At 33.7% G+C, this 22,902-nt stretch carries 16 protein-coding genes; 10 read left to right on the top strand and 6 right to left on the bottom strand.

Annotated features, from left to right (window positions below; all coding sequences use genetic code 11):
• Positions 1 to 91: 91 nt before the first annotated feature.
• Both AC2D6V_RS05225 and gltB read right to left on the bottom strand, forming a co-directional pair.
• Positions 92 to 1,555, bottom strand: a complete 1,464-nt coding sequence (locus tag AC2D6V_RS05225; RefSeq protein ID WP_484646994.1) for a glutamate synthase subunit beta — start codon at positions 1,553 to 1,555, stop codon at positions 92 to 94.
• A gap of 4 nt (positions 1,556 to 1,559) precedes the next feature.
• Complete coding sequence (gltB, locus tag AC2D6V_RS05220) at positions 1,560 to 6,074, bottom strand: glutamate synthase large subunit (protein WP_484646993.1); 4,515 nt, start codon at positions 6,072 to 6,074, stop codon at positions 1,560 to 1,562.
• A 511-nt stretch (positions 6,075 to 6,585) separates the two neighbouring features.
• Between gltB and AC2D6V_RS05215 the strand changes: the two genes are divergently transcribed.
• From AC2D6V_RS05215 to AC2D6V_RS05200, 4 genes are all read left to right on the top strand, one after another.
• Positions 6,586 to 7,575: an outer membrane beta-barrel protein gene (locus tag AC2D6V_RS05215; RefSeq protein WP_484646992.1), complete on the top strand. Its 990-nt coding sequence runs from the start codon at positions 6,586 to 6,588 to the stop codon at positions 7,573 to 7,575.
• A gap of 99 nt (positions 7,576 to 7,674) precedes the next feature.
• On the top strand, positions 7,675 to 8,013 hold the full coding sequence (locus AC2D6V_RS05210) for a P-II family nitrogen regulator (protein ID WP_484646991.1): 339 nt from the start codon (positions 7,675 to 7,677) through the stop codon (positions 8,011 to 8,013).
• 22 nt (positions 8,014 to 8,035) lie between these two features.
• Positions 8,036 to 9,274, top strand: coding sequence for an ammonium transporter (locus AC2D6V_RS05205; RefSeq protein WP_484646990.1), 1,239 nt, complete (start codon positions 8,036 to 8,038; stop codon positions 9,272 to 9,274).
• A 143-nt stretch (positions 9,275 to 9,417) separates the two neighbouring features.
• On the top strand, positions 9,418 to 9,756 hold the full coding sequence (locus tag AC2D6V_RS05200) for a P-II family nitrogen regulator (protein WP_484646989.1): 339 nt from the start codon (positions 9,418 to 9,420) through the stop codon (positions 9,754 to 9,756).
• A gap of 85 nt (positions 9,757 to 9,841) precedes the next feature.
• Here AC2D6V_RS05200 and AC2D6V_RS05195 read toward each other — a convergent pair whose 3' ends face one another.
• Positions 9,842 to 12,439, bottom strand: coding sequence for a phosphoenolpyruvate carboxylase (locus AC2D6V_RS05195; RefSeq protein ID WP_484646988.1), 2,598 nt, complete (start codon positions 12,437 to 12,439; stop codon positions 9,842 to 9,844).
• A gap of 236 nt (positions 12,440 to 12,675) precedes the next feature.
• On the bottom strand, positions 12,676 to 13,008 hold the full coding sequence (locus tag AC2D6V_RS05190) for a single-stranded DNA-binding protein (RefSeq protein WP_484646987.1): 333 nt from the start codon (positions 13,006 to 13,008) through the stop codon (positions 12,676 to 12,678).
• A 182-nt stretch (positions 13,009 to 13,190) separates the two neighbouring features.
• Here AC2D6V_RS05190 and AC2D6V_RS05185 point away from each other — a divergent pair, with 182 nt between their 5' ends.
• Genes AC2D6V_RS05185 through AC2D6V_RS05170 form a run of 4 tightly spaced genes read left to right on the top strand, consistent with a single transcriptional unit; the run spans position 13,191 to position 15,728 of the window.
• A complete protein-coding gene (locus tag AC2D6V_RS05185; protein WP_484646986.1) occupies positions 13,191 to 13,700 on the top strand; it encodes a DinB family protein in 510 nt (169 codons plus the stop codon).
• A 12-nt stretch (positions 13,701 to 13,712) separates the two neighbouring features.
• On the top strand, positions 13,713 to 14,849 hold the full coding sequence (locus AC2D6V_RS05180) for a serine hydrolase domain-containing protein (protein WP_484646985.1): 1,137 nt from the start codon (positions 13,713 to 13,715) through the stop codon (positions 14,847 to 14,849).
• Positions 14,846 to 15,385 carry a GNAT family N-acetyltransferase gene (locus AC2D6V_RS05175; RefSeq protein WP_484646984.1) on the top strand — a complete coding sequence of 180 codons (540 nt, stop codon included), beginning with the start codon at positions 14,846 to 14,848 and terminating at the stop codon, positions 15,383 to 15,385. The genes AC2D6V_RS05180 and AC2D6V_RS05175 overlap by 4 nt, the downstream gene beginning before the upstream one ends.
• Positions 15,378 to 15,728 (top strand): hypothetical protein, encoded by a 351-nt coding sequence (locus tag AC2D6V_RS05170; protein WP_298237684.1) that lies wholly within the window; start codon positions 15,378 to 15,380, stop codon positions 15,726 to 15,728. Before AC2D6V_RS05175 ends, AC2D6V_RS05170 begins: the two co-directional genes overlap by 8 nt.
• 2 nt (positions 15,729 to 15,730) lie before the next feature.
• Here the strand turns inward: AC2D6V_RS05170 and AC2D6V_RS05165 are convergent, their stop codons facing one another.
• Entirely contained in the window at positions 15,731 to 16,198 is a 468-nt protein-coding gene (locus AC2D6V_RS05165; RefSeq protein WP_484646983.1) for a CBS domain-containing protein, read from the bottom strand.
• 123 nt (positions 16,199 to 16,321) lie between these two features.
• On the opposite strand from AC2D6V_RS05165, the gene AC2D6V_RS05160 reads away from it, so the two are divergent.
• Positions 16,322 to 18,604 (top strand): M28 family peptidase, encoded by a 2,283-nt coding sequence (locus AC2D6V_RS05160; RefSeq protein WP_484646982.1) that lies wholly within the window; start codon positions 16,322 to 16,324, stop codon positions 18,602 to 18,604.
• 74 nt (positions 18,605 to 18,678) lie between these two features.
• Positions 18,679 to 19,392, top strand: a complete 714-nt coding sequence (locus AC2D6V_RS05155) for a hypothetical protein (protein WP_484646981.1) — start codon at positions 18,679 to 18,681, stop codon at positions 19,390 to 19,392.
• A gap of 48 nt (positions 19,393 to 19,440) precedes the next feature.
• Here AC2D6V_RS05155 and AC2D6V_RS05150 read toward each other — a convergent pair whose 3' ends face one another.
• A complete protein-coding gene (locus AC2D6V_RS05150) occupies positions 19,441 to 22,902 on the bottom strand; it encodes a T9SS type A sorting domain-containing protein (protein WP_484646980.1) in 3,462 nt (1,153 codons plus the stop codon).

The following is a 22,902-nucleotide window of genomic DNA, read 5'->3' as shown; positions in this document are numbered from 1 at the left end:
TTAATTCGCCTTTACAACTAACAACTTAATTTAGAAAAGCTCTTTATAAAATTATAAAGAGCTTTTAAAATATTTTATATTGAAAAGGTTTTTACATAGCAACTAAATCCCCAGAAACATCTTTAGATGGTAAATTAGATTTACCCATTAAATAAAGATCAACTTGTCTTGCTGCTTCTCGCCCTTCAGATATTGCCCAAACAATTAAAGACTGTCCACGGCGCATATCTCCGGCTGCAAATATATTAGGAATATTAGTCTGGTATTTTCCATACTCTGCTTTGTAATTGGAGCGGCCATCCTTTTTAATTCCCAACTTATCTGCTAATGTGCTTTCTGGTCCAGTAAAACCAAGTGCCAATAATGCTAAATCACATGGCCAAATTTTCTCTGTGCCTTCAATTTCTATAAGTTGTGGTCGTTCACCTGGAACCATCTTCCACTCAACATTAACTGTTTTTAACGCAGTTAATTTTCCGTTTTTATCTGTTACAAATTCTTTAGTGTTGATTAACCAGTTTCTTTCAACACCTTCTTGATGAGACGATGATGTTTTAAGCTGTAAAGGCCAAAAAGGCCAAGGAGTGGTTGGCGAACGATGTCCTGGTGGTTTCGGCATAATTTCAAAATTCACTACCGATTTTGCTCCGTGACGATTTGATGTTCCTATGCAATCTGAACCAGTATCTCCACCACCAATAACAATAACATTTTTATCAGTAGCCATCACTTGATTTTTAACCTCTTTTCCAAACAACACTTTTGTTTGTTGTGTTAAAAAATCCATAGCTTGTACAACGCCATCGGCATCAATTCCTGGCGTTGGCAAACTACGTCTTTCGGTTGCACCTCCACAAAGAACAATTGAATCAAATGCTTTTAGCTCATCAACATCATAATTAACCCCAACATTAACATTGGTTTTAAATGTAATGCCTTCTGCTTCTAGAATAGCTAAACGCCTATCGATAATTTCCTTTTCCATTTTAAAGTTTGGAATACCGTAACGTAATAGTCCTCCAATTTCGTCATCGCGTTCAAAAACAGTAACTTTATGCCCTGCTCTATTTAATTGTTGCGCTGCTGCTAAACCAGCAGGTCCAGAACCAACAACAGCAATAGTTTTTCCTGTTCTGGTTTTTGGTGGCTGAGGTTTAATCCATCCTTCTTTAAAAGCGCGTTCAACAATATTTTTTTCAATATTTTCAATCGAAACAGGATCTTCTATAATACCTAAAACACAGGACTGCTCGCAAGGAGCTGGACATAATCGCCCTGTAAATTCTGGAAAATTATTTGTTGAGTGCAATATCCAAGAGGCTTTTTGCCATTCTCCCTGATGCACCATATGATTAAAATCTGGAATTAAATTCCCAAGTGGACATCCACTATGGCAAAAGGGAATTCCACAGTCCATACAACGTGACCCTTGTTTTTTTGAATCTTCTTCACTTAAAGGAACCGTAAACTCTTTATAATGTTTTACGCGCTCTTCTACAGGTGTATATGTTTCATCCTGTCTTTCAAACTCTTTAAATCCTGTTACTTTTCCCATGACATTATGTTGTTGTTAATTCTTCTACCATTGGTTCTTCAGTCTCTATTCGCTTTAAAGCTCGCTTGTATTCAATTGGCATTACTCTTACAAAGTTCCCTAAGCTGGTATCCCAATTATCTAATAATCTTGTAGCAAGTTTGCTGTCTGTGTACAATTTATGCTTCTCGATTAAGCTTTTTAAATCGGCAGCGTCTTCTGGTAAAATATCTTCGAACTCAATAGTCTCTGTATTACATAAACCATTTACGAATTTGTTTTCAGGGTCATAAACATAAGCAATACCACCACTCATTCCAGCTGCAAAGTTTCTACCTGTATTGCCTAAAACCACAACTTTTCCACCAGTCATATATTCGCAGCAATGATCTCCCACGCCTTCTACAACTGCAATAGCGCCAGAATTTCTAACTGCAAAACGCTCGCCTGCAATTCCGTTTATATAGGCTTCACCTTGAACTGCACCAAATAAACAAACATTGCCAATGATAATATTTTCTTCTGCTATAAAATCAGCTTTAGCAGGTTTTTTAACAATAAGCTTTGCTCCAGATAACCCCTTACCTAAATAATCGTTTGTATTTCCTTCAAGCTTAAATGTTAAACCGTGAGCACCAAATGCTCCAAAACTTTGTCCTGCAGATCCATTAAAGTTAATATTCAAAGTGTTTTCTGGTAACCCCAGGTGCCCGTAAATTTTGGAAATCTCATTACTAACAATGGCGCCTACGGTTCTATTTGTGTTTTTTATAGGGTATGCAAGCGTCATTTGTTCTTTTCTATACAAAGCACGATGCGAATCTTTTAATATGGTAAAGTCTAAAACATCATCTATATCATGTTGTTGTTTTTGAGTATTTTTTACAGTCATGTTTCTATATGCTGCTGGTCTGTGTAAAATACTAGACAAATCTAAACCTTTAGCTTTATAATGATTTATGGCATTATTAGCATTAATTTTATGAGTTTGTCCTACCATTTCCCCAAGCGTTCTAAATCCTAATTGCGCCATAATTCCTCTTAATTCTTCAGCTATATAGAAGAAAAAATTAATAACATGTTCCGGCGTTCCTTTAAAGTTTTTACGCAATTCTTTATCTTGAGTTGCAATACCTACAGGGCAGGTATTTAAATGACACTTACGCATCATAATACATCCAGAGGCTACTAAAGGGGCAGTAGCAAAGCCAAATTCTTCAGCTCCTAATAAAGCAGCAATAGCAACGTCTCGTCCCGTCTTTAATTGACCATCACATTCTACAACAATTCTACTTCTTAAATTATTTAAAACTAAGGTTTGTTGTGCTTCGGCTAAACCAAGTTCCCAAGGTAACCCAGCATGCTTTAATGATGTAAGCGGTGATGCTCCTGTTCCGCCATCATAACCAGAAATTAAAACTACATCAGCTTTTGCTTTGGCTACACCAGCAGCAATAGTACCAACACCAACTTCAGATACTAGTTTTACATTAACTCTGGCTTCTCTATTTGCGTTTTTTAAATCGAATATTAATTGTGCTAAATCTTCAATTGAATATATATCGTGATGTGGTGGAGGTGAAATTAGCCCAACAAAAGGTGTTGAATTACGTGCTGCTGCAATCCATGGCAGTACTTTATACCCTGGCAGTTGCCCGCCTTCACCGGGTTTAGCACCTTGTGCCATTTTAATTTGAATCTCTTTAGCGTTTGTCAAGTAATGCGAAGTCACGCCAAAACGGCCTGAAGCTACTTGCTTTATAGCAGAATTACGACTATCGCCATTTACATCTGGATGAAAACGATTTCTGTCTTCACCACCTTCACCAGAGTTTGATTTACCTCCAATTCGGTTCATGGCAATAGCTAAATTCTCATGGGCTTCTCTTGAAATTGAGCCGTAAGACATTGCTCCCGTTTTAAAACGTTTCACTATTTCTGTCCAAGGTTCTACCTCATCAATAGAAATAGGATCTAAATTATCAAACTCGAATAGCCCACGAATAGTCATCAAGTTTTCGGCTTGTTCATTTATAGCTCTGGCATAAACATCATAACTAGCTTGATCACTTAATCTAACTGCCTGTTGTAATTTAGAAATGGTTGTTGGGTTGAATAAATGGCGCTCCCCATTACGCCTCCATCTGTAATCGCCACCAATATTTAAGCCTAAATTTTTATCAATAGAATTGTCTGGGTAGGCTTGTTTATAGCGTTGATCAATTTCTTTTTCAACTTCGTATAAACCAATCCCTTCAATTCTTGAAGCTGTATAGGGAAAGTATTTTTCAACAAATTGAGAATTAAACCCTACAATTTCAAAAATTTGTGAACCTCTGTAAGAATGTAATGTTGAAATTCCTATTTTGTTCATTATTTTTAAAATACCTTTTCCTATAGCTTCGTTGAAATTATCAACCGCCTTTTGCTCGTCCATTCCAGTTATAAAGCCTTCTTTAACTTGCATTCTAATAATTTCGTTTACCATATATGGATTAACGGCACTAGCTCCATAACCAAATAAAGTTGCAAAATGATGCGGTTCACGAGGTTCTGCTGATTCAATAATAATATCGAAATAAGAACGTTTACGTAAACGATTTAATTGATGGTTAACATACGAACAGGCTAACAAAGCAGGAATAGGAGCAAATTCTTGGTTTACACCTCTATCTGAAAGAATAATAATATTTGTTTTTCTTTCTAAAGCTTTTTCAATTTGTAATATAATATCTTCTAAGGCATCTTCAAGTCCATTAAGCCCTTTAGCTTTTGGATATAATATCTCAATAGTTTCAGCTTTAAAAGCTTCTATTGAAATACTTCTAATTTTTTCTAAATCGGCATTAGAAATAACAGGGTTTTGTATTTTTAATTTTCTACACTGTCTTTCTGTAATGCTGAAAATATTTCTGTCTTTACCTAAATTTAAACTAATATCTGTTACTATTTTTTCACGAATCCCATCTAATGGCGGATTTGTTACTTGTGCGAATAATTGTTTAAAGTAGTTTGAAATAAGTTGCGGTCTATCTGATAATACGGCCAATGGCGTATCGATTCCCATAGAACCTAAAGCTTCTTTACCAACAATTGCCATGGGAGTAATAACCTCTTGAATATCTTCGAAAGTATAATTAAATAATCGCTGTCTTGTTTTTATGTCGATTGTTTCAATTGGACAGGTCTCACTTGTATAAGGCACATCTTTAAGGTGCAGTCGTGTTTTGGCTAACCACTCTTTATATGGTCTTTCTAAAACTATTTTTGATTTTATTTCTTCATCCTCTATTATGCGCCCTTTATTCATATCTACCAAAAACATCTTTCCAGGTTCTAAACGACCGTGACTTTCAACATCTTCTGGTTCGATATCAACAACACCAATTTCTGAGGACATGATTAATTTACCACTCTTAGTTACTGTATATCTTGATGGTCTTAATCCGTTTCTATCTAATAAAGCACCAATATAATCACCATCTGTAAACGGTACAGATGCAGGGCCATCCCACGGTTCCATAATACAAGCATTATACTCGTAAAAGGCCTTTTTATCCTCAGACATGGTTTTATGTTTTTCCCATGCCTCAGGAATCATCATCATCATAATTTCTGGTAACGACCTATCTGTATGCGTTAATAATTCAACTACCATATCCATTGATGCTGAATCTGACTTTCCAGGCAATATTATTGGAAATAATTTGTCTATTTGAGGACCAAAAACATCGCTTTTCATAATTTCTTCACGAACTCGCATTCTACTAACGTTTCCACGAAGCGTATTTATTTCTCCATTTTGACACATAAAACGGAATGGTTGAGCCAATTCCCATGTTGGCATAGTATTAGTAGAGAAACGTTGATGCACAAGAGCCAATCTTGTTACTAAATCAATTTCTTGCAAATCGGTATAGTAAGGACCAATGTCTTCAGGCATTATAATGCCCTTATATATAATGGTTGTCGTAGATAAACTAGGCACATAAAAATACCCGCTTTCAGAAATTTTGGAATTGCTTATTTCGTGTTCTGTAATTTTACGAGCTGCAAATAATTTAGCTTTAAAATCGGCTTCCGTTATATCCTCAGTTTTACCAATAAAAAGTTGTTCGATATTTGGTTCTGACGCTTTTGCTATTTCTCCTAATTGTGTTGAATCAACGGGCACCTTTCTCCATCCGATAACAGATAGCCCTTGGGCTTCAACTTCTCTCTCAAAAGTATCCTTACAATATTTATATTGATTCCTTACTTTAGGTAAAAATACCATACCCACAGCATAATCTCTTGGAGCCGGAATAGGCAAACCACTTACTCGTTTAAAATAATCATGAGGGATATCAATTAATAGACCAGCACCATCACCAGTTTTTCCATCGGCACTTACACCACCTCGGTGTTCTAATTTTACTAGAATTTCTAGAGCGTCATGGATGATTTGATTTGTTTTTTCTCCTTTAAGATTACAAATAAAACCAGCGCCACAATTTTCATGTTCAAATTCAGGTAAATACAGTCCTTGTTTCTTCAGCATAATCAACAATTTTTAGTTCTAAACTAGAGTCGAAAAGCTAAGATATGCACTAGTAATTGAATTACAATAAAGGCTATTTCATTATTTCGATTTTAGAGGCGAAGTGAATATAAAAATAATTATATATCAATAATAATAGAATTTATTAATAAATATTCAATGACAAAAAACACCTCCAATTAGAGATATCTAAATTTATTGTAGCTATACCATGCTTTCTTCGAAATAACATTATTAAAAACTGTGAAATACTGACAATAATTCAATTTTTTTATTTGTCGAAATGACAAAATATCAAGCTAATTGACATATACCATTAAAAAAATAGGGCAAAAATTAAAATATTGATAAAAATCATTCAATCTACCCTATTTTTTATGGGGGTTAATTCTTTTTCACATAGTTTTGCTTCGTTCATTAAGAAAAGTTAGATCTGATTAAATAACTTAAAAACAAAAAACTAATCAATTTTCGGGTCTAATAAAATTAACAACTTAAAATGAAAACAATTATGAAAAAAATTATTACACTTTCAATGCTTTTTGTAGCAACAGCGTTATTTGCTCAAGAAGAGGCAACAGAAAAAAAACTTACTATTAGTGGTAGTGTGGATGCATATTATCAAACGTACTTAACGGCTTCGGACAACAACTACATGCCATTTGGCACTTCTTTTGCAGATCAAACAGGGTTTGCATTAGGTATGGCTAACATTGTTGCTTCTTACGAAGGAGAAAAAACTGGAGCAGTTGCTGATTTAGCATTTGGTACAAGAGGACTTCAAGCCGTTGGTGGAGATTCTGATGTATTTATTAATCAACTATATGCTTACTGGAATGTTTCTGAAGGCACTACATTAACTTTAGGTCGTTTTAATACATACCTAGGTTACGAAGTTATTTCTCCAACAGGAAACTTTAACTATAGTACATCTTATTTATTTTCAAACGGTCCATTCTCTCACGTTGGTTTAAAAGCTGATTTTACTTTATCTGATGATGTTAGCTTAATGTTGGCGTTAATGAATGCAACTGATGTTAATAATAACATGACTGGTGATTATGCACTTGGCGCTCAATTAGGGTTTTATGGTCAGTACTTAAACTTATACTATGACAATAAAGAAGTGCTTGGATTTGAAATAGATTATACCGGTGGTTTCGATTTGTCTGATTCTTTTTTCTTAGGTATCAATGCTGCTTATCAAGATAATGATGGTTCTGGTTTCTACGGTGCTGCATTATATCCACAAGTAGCAACTTCTGATAGTTTTTCTCTTGGCCTAAGAGGTGAGTTATTCGGTTTACACGGTGATGCTAACCCAGCAGAAGAAAGTGTTCTTGGTTTAACATTAACTGGAAGTTTAGATGTTGAAAACTTAACAATTAAGCCAGAAATTAGATTAGACTCTTGGAGTGATGCAATGCCATATGTTGACTCTGATGGATTAGCAACAGATAATCTTGCTGCTTTTACTTTAGCCGCAATCTATGCATTCTAAGAATACAGAATCATAAAAATAAAAGGAGAAACAAATGCAAGTTCTCTATTGATATAGAGAGCTTGCAATTTTCTTAATTAACTAATTAAATAATTAATCATGAAGAAAATTGAAGCAATTATCAGAAAATCAAAATATCGTGTGGTGAAAGAAGCTTTACACGATGTTGGGGTTAATTTCTTCTCTTACTGGGATGTAACTGGTTTAGGGAATGAAAAAGAAGGACATGTTTATAGAGGTGTATCATATAGTACGAGTGATATTCAACGTAGACATATAGCAATCGTTGTAAATGATGATTTTGAAGAAGTAACTATACAGACCATCATTAAGTCAGCTTCGACTGGCGAAGTTGGAGATGGAAAAATATTTGTTTCTGATATCAACGAATGTTACAGAATACGAACAGGAGAAAAGGGTGGAGACACTTTAAAATAATAACATTTAAAATAATTTAATTATGGAAGGATTATTTACAGCTAATAATGTATGGATGATGGTCTGTACAGCACTCGTTTTCTTCATGCATACAGGTTTTGCATTTTTAGAAATTGGGTTAACAAGACAAAAAAATACACTTAATATTTTATTTAAAAATATTTTCATTATCACAGTTGGGTTATTATTATACTACCTAATAGGTTTTAATCTAATGTACCCAGGATTCGCAGAAGGGTCCTCTGGTTTCTTTGATTTTGCTGGATTTGGAATTGCTCCGCCAGAAAACGGAATGACTCCAGAATATGCTGATGGTGGTTATACATGGTGGACAGATTTCTTGTTCCAAGGCATGTTTGCTGCTACCGCTGCAACAATTGTTTCAGGAGCTGTTGCAGAGCGAATTAAAATTGGACCATTCATGATATTTGTAGTACTTTATGTTGGTATTATATACCCACTTGCTGGATCATGGAAATGGGGAGGTGGATTCTTAGATATGAGGGAAACTCCTTTTTATGATTTCGCAGGTTCTACACTAGTGCACTCTGTAGGTGGATGGGCAGCTTTAGTTGCTGTTTGGTTATTAGGATCTAGAATTGGAAAATTCAAAGATGGTAAACCACAAGCAATTCCAGGCCATAATATACCATTAGCAACTGCTGGTGTATTAGTTTTATGGTTAGGATGGTTTGGATTTAATGGAGGTTCTGTTCTTTCTGCTGATCCCGCATTAACATCATTGACATTAGTTACTACATGCTTAGCAGCTGCCGCTGGTGGTGTAGTTGCATCTTTAGTTTCGTTCATAAGATATAAGAATTTAGATTTAACAATGTTCTTAAATGGTATTTTAGGAGGATTAGTTGGTATTACTGCTGGAGCAGACCAAATGAGTCCAGAGGATGCTATAATCATTGGTGCTATAGCTGGTGCTATTATAGTATTTGCGGTGAGCTTTATTGATAGGCTAAGATTAGATGATCCTGTTGGAGCAATTGCAGTACACTTAGTTTGTGGTATTTGGGGAACTTTAGCAGTTGGTATCTTTGGAGAATTAGCGGGAATGGATCAATTTGTTAGTCAGTTAGTAGGTGTTTTATCTTATGCTGCAATTTGTATTTCTTCATCGTTCTTAATATTCTTTATTTTAAAGAAAACTGTTGGTATTAGAGTTTCTGAAAAAGAAGAATTGGAAGGATTAGATGCTCATGAGCATGGAATGAGTGCTTATTCAGATTTTAGAATGAACGAGCATTAAAATTTAGTTTAGTTAGTGTTAAAAAGGGTGTCTTATACAAGGCACCCTTTTTTTGTTATATAACCCACTTGATCCATGCTAATACTTTAAAATGTTGTTAATATTATTTACTTTTATAGAAAGTCATAAACAATTAGTGAATCATGAAGAAAATAGAAGCTATTATTAGAAAGTCTAAGTACAGAGTAGTTAAAGAAGCACTACATGAGATTGGTGTTAATTTTTTCTCATATTGGGATGTCACGGGTATAGGAAACGAAAAAGAAGGGCATGTCTATCGAGGTATTTCATATAGCACCAATGATATTCAGCGCAGACACCTCTCAATTGTTGTAAACGATAGTTTTGAAGAAGCTACAATTAAAGCTATCATAAATTCTGCTGGTACGGGTAATGTAGGCGATGGTAAAATCTTTGTTTCAGAAATAAAAGAAAGCTACAGAATAAGAACAGGAGAAAAAGGTGGCGATACTTTGAATTAACAATTCATTTACATTAAGGATATAAAAAAACGCTTATCCCAAATCCGGTATAAGCGTTAAATATAGTATTTTTTTAAGATTCTAACTAAGCCGAATTCCTACTCGCATTAATATTTCCAAACAATGAGCGGGTAACGATCTTTTCAAATATCATTCTCTCTTCATCATCAGCTGAAACACCTGCTTTATCAAGTTCTTGAATTTTTTTAAGAGCGTATTGCTGAATGGTAAGCAATGGTAATACAATCGATTCTCTAACTTCAATAGATGCTTTTCCGGAAGGTTCGTTCTCCATCAATTCATCATAACCAGTAAGTTTTAAAAGAAGTCGTTTTGTAGTTAGGTACTCATCATAAATAATATTCCAGAACCCACCGAATTCTTCATCCTTGGACATGTATTTTGTCAAATCGAAGAAAGATTTTGTTAATGACATCATACTATTTTCTAACAATGTTCTAAAGAATTTAGAATTATGATAAAGCTGTTCTACCTTATCAAATTCATCTCTATCTTCATATTTTTTCAATGCTGTCCCTACCCCATAAAATCCTGGAACATTCTGTTTTAATTGACTCCAAGATCCAACAAAAGGAATAGCTCTTAAGTCTGAAAATATGAGTTTATCAGATTTAGAGCGCTTAGAAGGTCTGCTCCCTATATTTGTTTTAGCATAGTATTTTAAGGTACTCATGCGCTCCAAATATGGAATAAACATCGCATGGCTTTTAAAATCTTTATATGTTTGGTAGCTAGTTTCAGCTAAATCTGTCATGACTAATCTGTCTTCACCAGACATGATGTTTTTATCACCGTCAATTCTATTTTTTATACCAGAACTTATAAGTTGTTCTAAGTTATATTGTGAAGAATCTGGTGTTCCAAAATTAGAGCTAATGGTCTGCCCTTGTATTGTTAATTGAACTTCCTTATCTTCAATGGTTGGTCCTAGCGAAGAATAAAACTGATGTGTTTTTCCGCCACCACGTGCTGGTGGTCCGCCACGACCATCAAAAAATATAGCAGTAATATCATATTTTCTGGACATTTCTGTAAGCAATTCTTTAGCTTTATAAATACCCCAATTTGCCATTAAATATCCGCCGTCTTTTGTACCATCTGAAAAACCTAGCATAATAGTTTGCTTACTCCCTCTAGCTCGTAAATGAGCCATATATTCTGGATTGGTATACAACTGCTCCATAACTCCTGGCGCATTTTCTAAATCAGGAATGGTTTCAAATAATGGTGCTACATCAACCGTTAATTCATCTTTAAAAGCGACTATTTTAAGCATAGCAAATAATTGCATCACATTTAATGCAGTCTGGTTATTACTAATAATATATCTATTAGCACCACTTTCACCATTACTTTTTTGAATATCCTTAATAATGGCAATGGTTTTTAACGTATTAGAAACCATTTCATCTTCAAATACATCTAAATCAGTAATATCATCATCGGCTTTAGCTAAAATTTTAATTTGTTCATCTTCAGAAAGATCGTGATAATTATTTGGGAAAGAAGAATTTCCAGACGCTATTAAATGATCTATTACCGTTGAAAAAACAGAGTGATGGATTCTACTATCTTGTCGAATATCAAGTGTCGCAAAATTATACCCAAATAAATGAACTCTGTTTATTAAATTATTAACGTCACTAACATATAATGACTGGTGTTGGTCAACAATAATATTTCTAATACTAAGTAACTCTTTTATAAATTCTTTAGAAGACATGGTGTCTTCCTCTACATTTTTTTGATTTGTACTATAATTATAAAACATGGTTTCTAAACGTATAATGCGTTCTTCGACCCCCCTAAAAGTAAGTTTCTTCCTTAAATCTTTTAAATCTTGATAGTATTTTTTATGAATCGCCTGCTTTAATTTTCGAGCAACTTTCAGTGTTGTATCAGGCTTTACAAAAGGGTTTCCATCGCGGTCACCCCCAGGCCAAAAACCAACATTAATAATCTCGTTATGTTTCTTACCGTCATCGTAAATATTCGTCTGAATGTAATTGTATATTTCTCCAAACGTTTTATAAAACACATTCTCCAAATACCAGATTAAACTTTTTGCCTCATCATAAGGTGTTGGTTTTTTATGTTTAAAGAAAGGTGTCTTTCCTAATTGTCCGAACAAATTGTTGATTTCAGACAAATTATTTTGTTGGATAGCCTCGGTTAAATTAGTTATAATACCAAGTACTGAACCAGGATAAAATTGCGTAGGATGAGCTGTTAACACAATACGAACCTTAAACTCTTCAAGATAATTTTGTAATTCTTCTAGTTTACCTTCAGACATTGCAGACCCTTTCAGATTTCTTAATGTCCCAACGCCTTCCATGTTATTTACAACTGGAAATGCAGCATCTTCAATAGCGTCAAACAATACCACCTGCCGTTCTATATATTGAATAAACCTGAACAATAAATTTATTTGGCTTTGTTTATTTCGTCTGGCTTGGTATTTTTTGAAAAATGTTTCAACTATTGTAGTAGGGTCATCGCCTTGTTTAAACCCTTTTTTACAAGTTTCATGAAAAAGAGGTAATAGAACCCCTGTTTTAGTTACAGCATCAAAAGGCAGCGTCATGAATATACTATTGTATATCTGATATTTTGATAAAACACTCTGATTAAATCTGGTTAACTTTGGCTCTACTGACATTTTAAAATCTAATAAAATTAGCTATAAAAATACTAAAGCTTGGAGTAACGATGGCAGGCTTGCTAAAGTTTTATTAATTTTTTCCGTATAATGAATTCTAATTGTGAATAATTAAACAAAAAAGCCTTTATAAGCGAATCTTTATAATTGATTTAGTCTTGAAATTATAAGACAGCCATAAAATAAAAAATAGCGGGTGCCTAATTACTTATTGACACCCGCTAAAAGAAACATTATTATTTCCCTAACATAAGTAATTCACTACATACAACTTCTGTAATGTAGCGCTTGTTTCCTTCTTTGTCGTCATAACTTCTAGAAGTTAATTTTCCCTCAATGGCAACCTCTTTTCCCTTGGTTACATACTTCTCAATTATTTGTGCCGTTTTCCCCCAAGCGATAACATTGTGCCATTGCGTATCGGTGATTTTTTCACCTTTATTATTTGTATAGCTCTCGTTAGTTGCAATATTAAATTTCGCAAGCGTTTTTCCTGATTCTAGATTGATGATTTCTGGATCGTTTCCTAAGTTACCAATCAACTGTACTTTGTTTCTAAGTGTGTTCATAATTTTAAATTTTATCGTTAAACAGTTAATACTATCGAGTTCTTATGTTTCGACATGGCAAAAATGCGACGGCTTCCAAATAATATTCGGTTGTTACTTATTTAAAATCGTTTGTAAATGTTTGTAGTCGTTTGTAAACGAATAGATTTTTCCTATATTAGCATCAATATCAATTGAATAGTATGATTATTGAAGCTATTACTACGCAGTTAGAAACGAATAAAGGTGTTTTTAAAAACCTTCTAAAAAATAAAACTGAAGCGGAATATTTATGGAAACCACAACCTGAAAAATGGTGTTTACTCGAAATTGTTTGCCATTTAATAGATGAAGAAGTTGAAGATTTTAGAGCAAGAGCAAATCATGTACTCGAATCTCCTGCACAGGACATGATACCAATAAGCCCTAATGATTGGGTAAAAGAACGTAATTATGCCTCTCGAAATTACCAAGCTTCGGTAAATACTTTTCTAGAAGAACGCGATAAATCTATTGAATGGTTAAAATCTAAAACTGAAGCTAATTGGGATAACATATTTGTACATCGGATTCTTGGCGATATGTCTGTCAAATTATTTTTAACCAATTGGCTTGCCCACGATTATTTGCATATGCGTCAAATTTTAAGATATCAATACCAATATTTAGCAGAGAAATCAGGTATTGATTTACAATATGCTGGAAATTGGTAAACAAATTAACAAATGAAACATAAATTACATTCTTTTATATTTCTTCTTTTAAGCTTAATCATTAGCGAATTTATTGTAGCACAAGAACAGCAACTTCTTGCTGATACAGTTACAAAAACTTTAAAGGATAATAATCTAACCGGATTGTGCTTTTCAATTATCCATAGCGATGGAACAAGTAAAAATTATGCTTTTGGGTTTAACGATGTTGAAGAAAAACTACCATTATTAACCAGTCATACACTTTTTTCTGGTAGTATAGGCAAAACCTATGCCGTGACACTATTAATGCAGTTGGTTGATGCAGGTAAGGTAAATTTAAAAGAAAAGCTAATAAATTACTTCCCAGAAATAGATTGGTTAAAAAAACTGGCTAACATACAAGACATTACCATTGAAATGTTGCTTCAACATACTAGCGGATTACCAAGATATGTTCTTAAAACAGAAGTTTGGGAAACCCTTTATAATAACCCAAATAAAATATGGTCCTACAAAGATAGGCTCTCATTTATTTTTAATGAAGATTCTGCACATAAAGCTGGAGAGAGTTGGGCTTATTCAGATACGAATTACATTTTAATTGGGATGTTAATTGAAAAAATGACTTCGGAAAATTATTATGATTTGGTACAATCTAAATTACTAAAACCTAATCAACTGCCTAATACACATCCATCGTTAACCCGATCAATTCCAAATCTGGCTGTTGGCTATTCAAAATTACTTGAAACATTCTTTGTTCCAAACAAAACTGTTGAAAATGGGAAGTATTTTATTAATCCACAAGTTGAATGGACTGGAGGCGGAATGGCTTCCACAACATCGGATTTAGCAAAATGGGCAAAACTATATTATGAAGGAAAACTTTTTTCAAAATCTGCTTTAAAAAAAATAACAACACCAAATTCCAATGGTCTTAATATAGAAAATAAAAGCTCGTACGGTATGGGAAGTTTTATATACGACTCTAAATTAGGGGAAGCCTATGGCCATTCTGGATTTATGCCTGGGTTTAATTCTATATTTATCTACTATCCGAATAAAAAAATTGCTGCCGCTATTCAGTTTAATTGTGATTACGCAGCAACGTCATTAAACATGAACGAACTAATTGACAACTTGGTTTTAATATCATTAGAAAAATGACATTTTACATAGAAACAGAACGCCTTATAATGCGAGATTTATTAGAGTCAGATACTCAAGGGATTTTCGAATTAGACTCCAATCCAGATGTGCATAAATATTTGGGTAAAAATCCTATTAAAACGTTAAAACAAGCTGGAGACTCTATTAAATTTATTAGAAAACAATATGAAGAAAGGTCTATTGGACGTTTTGCGACTATAGAAAAATCTTCGGGTGACTTTATAGGTTGGTCTGGTATTAAATATAATATTGGTGATAAAGAAGAGTTAGGAGTTAAAAGAGATTTTTATGACATTGGCTATAGATTTATCCCGCGATACTGGGGTAAAGGTTATGCTACAGAATCTTCGAAAGCTGTTTTAGATTTTGGCTTTGCCAAGCTAAACATTGAAACCATGTGTGGTGCAGCAGAAATGGGTAATGTTGCCTCCAATAAAGTATTACAAAAAATAGGATTAAAGTATATTGAACAGTTTATTTATGACAATGAAATGATAAATTGGTATCAATTAAAGAAAGAAAATTATGGATAAACAATGTTTAGAGTGTGGCGATAAAATTGTTGGTAGAATGGATAAAAAATTCTGTAGCGACGGTTGCCGAAATGCTTACAATAATAAAGTAAATAAGGACAGTAAAAACCTAATACGAAATACTAACAATAGGCTAAGAAAGAATTACCGTATTCTTGAAATGCTAAACCCCCAGCAAAAAACAAAAACCTCGAGAGCTAAACTTATTGAAGCTGGATTCGACTTTAACTATTTTACAAGTATTTATAAGACCAAAGCCGGCACCGTTTATTATTTTGTTTACGACCAAGGGTATTTGCCTTTAGAAGGTGACTATTATGCTTTGGTGAAAAGAGATAGTTGATATTATTTCCAAGTTTGGCCCTTTAATTTCATTGCTGCTTTAAGAACATCTTTCTGGCTAATTTGGCCAACCAACTTACCATTTTCAACAATTGGGAATCGTCTGCGTTTGGCTTCTACAAATTTACTAGCAGCATCAAAGATATTCATATTACCATCGATGGTTTCAACATTGGTAGCCATATGTTTTTCAATGGTTTTGTCTTGCATCGGCATATTATAATAGCGGCTTTCACTAATTTGTTTTATACAATCGCCTTCAGAAATAATCCCAATTAATTCATTTTTTTCATTAACAACAGGTCCACCAGAAATTCTGTTTTTAATAAGCTTTTGCATTACACTTTCAATAGTTTGATCTGGTGTAAAAGTTATTAAAGTTCTAGTCATATAGTCGCTCACCTTTAGTGGTGTATCATCTGCCGCATTCGACTGTTGTCTTCTTGCACCTTGAAAGCTCTTTATACCCATAATTATAAAATTTAGTAATCTTAAATATACTTCTTTTTTTTTAGATTTCCTAAAAGGAAAAAATATGGTTTATGTGAACATCTTGAATTTATGTACATTTATAATCGTAAAAAAATTAAAAACATGATTAAAAAAGCAATTGCTTTATTATTAATGCTTGCAGCTGTTTACTGGAGTTTTTCTGCATTAATTCCTAGTGAAATAAGTACTATTGATACTGCTGAAAATAAATTCTCTACGCACAGAGCACTTATTCATTTAAAAGAAATTTCTAAGGAAGCACATTATTTAGGAAGTGAAGCACATACTAAAGTTCGAGATTATATTATAGCCGAATTAAAGACGCTTGGTCTTGAACCTCAAATTCAAGAAGGCTATGCATTTGATGACAACGGAAACCTTGCCAAGGCAAAAAATATACTGGCACGGATTAAAGGAACAGAGCAAGGAAAAACACTCCTCTTACTAACCCATTATGATAGCGACCCACATTCATCATTTGGAGCAAGTGATGCAGGTTCTGGCGTAGTAACAATACTAGAAGGATTACGCGCTTTTTTAAATTCAAACAAAACTCCAAAAAATGATATTATTATTTTATTTTCTGACGGTGAAGAATTAGGACTTACTGGCGCCAATATTTTTGTAAATAATCACCATTGGTCAAAAGATGTTGGATTAGTTGTGAATTTTGAAGCTCGTGGTAGTAGCGGCCCTAGCATTATGTTTATTGAAACTAATCAAGGAAACGCTAATTTAATTAAAGGGTATGTAAATGCTAATCCACAGTTTCCCGTAGGTAATTCACTGTTTTATAGCATTTACAAAACGTTTCCTAACGATACGGATTCGACTGTATTTAGAGAAGATGGCGATATTGACGGATTCAATTTTGCTTTTATTGATGACCATTTTGATTACCATACCGCTTTAGATAATTACAAACGTATAGACAGAAATTCTTTAGAGCATCAAGGCAGTTATTTAATGTCGCTGCTTAATTATTTTAGTGAAGCAAACCTAAGCACCTTAAAAAGTAGCGAAGACTATGTGTATTTTAATATCCCCTTATTTAAAACAGTAATATATCCGTTTTCTTGGATACTGCCAATGACTATTTTGGTTCTTCTTACTTATATAGCACTTATATTTTATGGTTTCAAAAAGAAAGTGCTTGTTGGCAAAGAAATAGGCAAAGGCTCCATTGCTCTTATAAGCACATTAATAATTTTTAGTGTCATTGGTTTTCTACTTTGGGAAGGAATAAAGTCAGTATACCCTCATTACAATGAAATTTTACAAGGCTTCACCTATAATGGACACGACTACATCGCAGCTTTCGTGTGTTTAGCGATTGCTATATCCTTATTTGTTTATCACAAAGTATATAAACCAGATAATGTTGCGAACCTTTTAATAGCCCCCTTGGGGTTATGGCTAATTGTTTGCATTGGAGTCGCCATAAAACTAGAAGGCGCTAGTTTTTTCATTATCCCACTTATCTTTGGGTTACTAAGTTTGTTTGTTTTAATACGTCAAGCAAAACCTAATATTATTCTATTAGCATTACTCGCAACCCCTTGCTTAAGTATATTTTCACCATTCTTACAGTTATTCCCTGTAGGTTTAGGCTTGAAAATTCTAGTTGGCTCTTCTGCACTAGCCATTTTAATGTTTGGTTTACTTATTTCGGTATTTGGGTTTTTTAAACATAAAAAAAGATGGTCTTTTCTGTTTATTTTCATGTTTTTATATTTTATGATTTCAGCTCATTCTGCATCCAGTTTTTCAGAAGAAAATCCTAAACCAAATAGCTTACTCTATATTTTAAATGCAGACGCTAAAAAAGCTAATTGGGTTACTTACGATCGTATTCTTGATAATTGGACTAAAAACCTATTAGGTGAAAATCCACAATTGGCTTCAGTTTTAAACGATAAGATTATAGACAGCAAATACAATTCATGGTTTTCCTTTGCTAAAGAAGCATCACTAAAGGTGATCGACGAACCTATTGTTGATATTATAAATGATACTATAATCAGCGGTGTTAGAAACATAAAACTTATCATAACACCTCAACGTTGTGTAAATAGAATCGAACTATTTTCCGATTCTACAAATGTCTTTTCGTCATTTAAGGCGAATGGTATTGAGCTAAAAAAAGACTTAAAGTTAACAAATCAAGGCAGATTATTAAGTTATTTTGTTACAGATGACGCGCCTTTAGAACTGGAATTTAACGTGCCAAAAAATCAAAAAACAAGTTTCACAATTCTAGAAGCTTCTTATGATTTATTGCATAATGATTTATTTGATCTCCCAGAACGCGAATCTGATATGATTCCAAAACCCTTTGTACTTAACGATGCTATTTTAGTAAAGAAAACAATAGCAATCGATTAATAAAATATTAGCATACTTTTAAGAGTTTAAATGTTAATTTTTTATAGTTTTAGCAAAATTTTAAAATAATAAAGATGAAACGATTTTTGGTGTTGATTTTATTAGTAGCTGGGTCTCAATTAAACGCACAAGGTAATACAGAATTATTAAAGCATTACGAAGCTTATTATAAGCAAATGAAAGCACAAGGTGATGTGCAAGGGATTATAAATGCCATGACTCACTTAAATGTTATTGCTCCTTCTCAAGCTAGAAAAGATACTTTAGCATATATTTATATGAGTGAAGGACAAAATATGCAGGCCTTAAATACCATTGGGATTGATAAAGTTTTAGACGATTCCGATATCGCTGTTGAAGTTAAAGCAATAGCTTTAAAAGCTGTAAAACAACCGAAATTAGCTATACAGCATTTTGACGAAATGTTTAAAAGAAATCCGAATGCACTTATTGCTTATGAATTAGCCGAACTTAACTTGCAATTACAGAAATTGGATGAAGCCAATAAACATATAACTTATGGATTGGCCAATGCAAAAAATGAAGAAAAGAAGGCTTTTTATGAAACTCAAACACCTTATCAAGTAAGTCTTAAATCTGCTTTTAAATATTTAAATGCTTTATCTGTTTATAATAAAGATACAAAAGCGAATATTGATGCAGCCATTGATATTTTGGATGCGGCCTATAAAGAATCTCCAAATTTTAATTTAATTCAAATTACCAAAAACGAATTATTAAGACAAAAACAAGTGTTGCAAGCGCAAGCGGAGCAACCAAAAAACTAAAAAATATAGTAATCAAAAAGCGTAAACTTTAAAAGTTTGCGCTTTTTTCTATTTAAGAATAAGCTTTTTTGTGATTTTATCACTACCGGAAGTTACATTTAAGAAATAAACTCCTGATGCATAAGCACTCATATCCAGTTTATGAACATTATTTTTCGAGCTAACACGTCTTTCTTTCATTACCATTTTACCAGTAATATCTGTTACACTAAAATCAAAGTTAGAAATTGCTTTTGTTTTAATATTAAATATGTTTTTTGACGGATTAGGATAAATTGAAAAAACCTGAGAATCAAAACTAGAAACATTTAATGTGCCTTCAATACTAAAATCATCAATAATAACACCTTCATTAGTTGTAAAAGCATCCGAATGAAATACAAATCTAAAAACAATATTGCTCTCGTTATTTAGTGCCGCTAAGCTATAACTATAATCAAGAATAGATGCATTTGTTCCTGTCCACTGAGCTCCTGGACAGTTATAACAATTAGAACCTGGAAGCTTGTCGCTATTATACCAATCTGGGTCATTGGCTGATCCTAAAACATTCCAATTAATGCCTGAATCTGTAGTATACTCCACATACATAATATCCCAATTAAATTCTAAATCATAAGCCATTTTAAACTTAAATATGGGATTGCTTAACACAGATAAATCATAGCAATTGGTAACTAAATAACTTTTTACAGCATTATCATACTCTCCTGTTAAATTTGTTCCATAAACATTACTTCCAGAAGCTGCGGTGCCCAAGAGTGTGCCTGTTGGCTCTCCCCGTTCCCAATAGCCAGAACAAGCACCAAGTTCATCATAAACAATTAACGCATCTGATGGGTCTTCAAAATCATTTTCCGAATTTAAGATCCCTGATTCATTGGCGTAAAAAGTAGTAATCAATTCATTATTGCTAGTATAGGAATCATTCGCAATTGTCGTATTTATTTTTAATTCTTGTAAACCGCTACCGGTTAAAGGAATTAATGGAATATCTATTAAAGATGTTTCATTTTGAATTATAGTACCAGTCCATACCGTATTACTGGCATTGCCATTTAAAGTGTAAGTTACTTGTACAGAATTAATATTATTAGTTCCTAAGTTTTTTACCAATGCTTTAACGTTACTTAAACTACCACAAGATACACGAGCTTTAGCATCATTAATCGCAACTAAACTAATTTCTTTGTTTACGAACTCCGTTGGTATATTAGATTGCCAAATACCTCTACCATAAGTGGCAGCAGTAATATTACCATCATTGATATTGATTTCCAAATCTCTTACTGGAACTGTTGGTAAGTTGTTTTCAAATGCTTCCCAATCTCCTAAAACATCATCATACCTATAAACACCGAGACTTGTTCCTAAGAACAAGGGGTTGTCGCTATGCAAACCTTGGTGTTTTATAATGTTTTTTGTCACATTAGGCAAAGTCCCTTTTATACTATTAAATGAAAGTCCGCCATCAATAGATTTTAAGACATCACCTCCAAACCCAGAAGTAGTAACATAAACAATATTATTGTCATTATTATTAACTTCAATAGATGTGATGTTTGATGCAAAGGTTTCGACATTTAAAAACGAAAACCCTTTATCTATACTCTTTCTTAAATCCTTATTTAAACCTACAAAAATATTATCAGTATTAATTGGGTCTATTTCTAAAACATCTATATTATTATTAGCTCCAAAACTTGGGGATATTTTACTCCAACCTGAACCACATAACTTATAAAGGCTAGAATATCCTGCATACAACTCTCCATCACGATTCATAACTAATGGTGTAATCCAGTTACCACCGCTATCATTTGTTCCTGTTTCTTCTTCAGGTACAGGAATTGAATAACTTCGCTCTGAGCCCCCTGTTTCTGAAACATATAATCCCCCACCATATTGAATAAATCCAAACATTAAATCTGAATCAATAGGATCTATAGCGGTATCCATACCATCGGCACCATAATACACTTGCCAATTACTATTATTATAGGCATAACCACCATTGTCTTGCAGGCCTCCCACCATTTTTTGAGAAGACTGATTGGATACTGCTAACCTGTAGAACTGACCTATTTGAAGTCCACTGGTTAAATCGGTAAAGTTAGTTCCTCCATCGGTAGTTCTATAAAAGCCCCCATCAGTACCCGCGAATAAAGTACCATCATAAAAACGTAACAAGTGAATATCGGCATGAGAATATGAAGCTGCATTTGGTGATGACCAATTATTCACTTTAGTAAAATCTGTACCACCATTAATGGACTTCCATATATTTAAAACACCCACATATATTTCATCTTCATCAATATTAGACACTGCCAAAGCCATGTCGTAATAAGCTTGGGTACTATGGTCAAAAAGGTCATCATCGTAATCTGGAATTGTGGCGGGTACATTAGCATCCTTCTCGGTAAAGTTTACACCAGAGTCAGAAGATTTGTAAATCCCTTGAAATGCATTACTTATAGCACTTAAAACATAAATAACATTGCTGTTGTTTGGTGTTACATCAATAACCAAACGACTAGATGATGCTGGCAATCCAGCTCCAAATCCAGTATTAGTGAAGGTCTCGCCTGTATCGTTAGACACGTAAAGCGAATTAGTTGTAACTGCATAAATGGTATTTGGGTCTCCCGGTTTTAATTTTATATCTTTTATGTTTAAGTTTTCAGTTCCATTAGTGTTATCCCAATTTGTGCCTCCATCAATAGTCTTAAACACACCTTTGTTAGTTGCGACCCAAAGCATATTAGAGTTAGAAGGATGCATGTAAATATCATTCATATTTGTAGGTCGGTTACTCATGCTTGTATTCAAACCAGTAGTATCCCATGTAGATCCGCCATTTGTAGATTTCATAACACCAACACTGGATGTATCCCCATTATCATCATCTCCAGTAGCAATATATATAATATCAGAATCGGCATAATCAATGGCAATACCAGACACACCTATTTGAGGTAAATCATCAGACAGCGGTGTCCAAGTAGATCCTGAATCTAAAGATTTCCAAATCCCTCCTGCTGGAGCGCCTGCGTAATATGTTGTTGAAGTATTTGGGTCAACAATTATGGCATTTATCCGCCCTTGACCAGAACTCCAAGACCCCGTATTTGTATGGCTAAAAGGACCTACAGGTTGCCAATTACTAACATCTACCAAAAGATTGCTTTGGTTCGACTGCTCTTTTTCAAGCCAAACACTCCATAACTCGGCAGCAGTAGGTAAAGCACCATCTTCTTTTACAAAATTTTGCCAATAGGTTTCCCAACGCTTAAATGGTTTATGACCGCTACCTTTTATACTTGCATCATGCGTCTCCCAATATTTATTAAAGGCACTTACAACTTCTTGAAAAGTAGCTTTTTTAGCTTTTAAGTTTGTTTGCTTTGAATTAACATTAAGCGTTTTCATCCAAGGTGCATCAGGATTATATTGCGCCTGTACACTTAAGGACCAAATCAATAGTGGTAGGAATAGTAGTTTTTTCAT

It is taken from the genome of Algibacter sp. YIN40 (genome assembly GCF_057219435.1).
The sequence above is the reverse complement of the archived record's forward strand: the minus strand, read 5'-3'. Positions and strand labels throughout refer to the sequence as shown.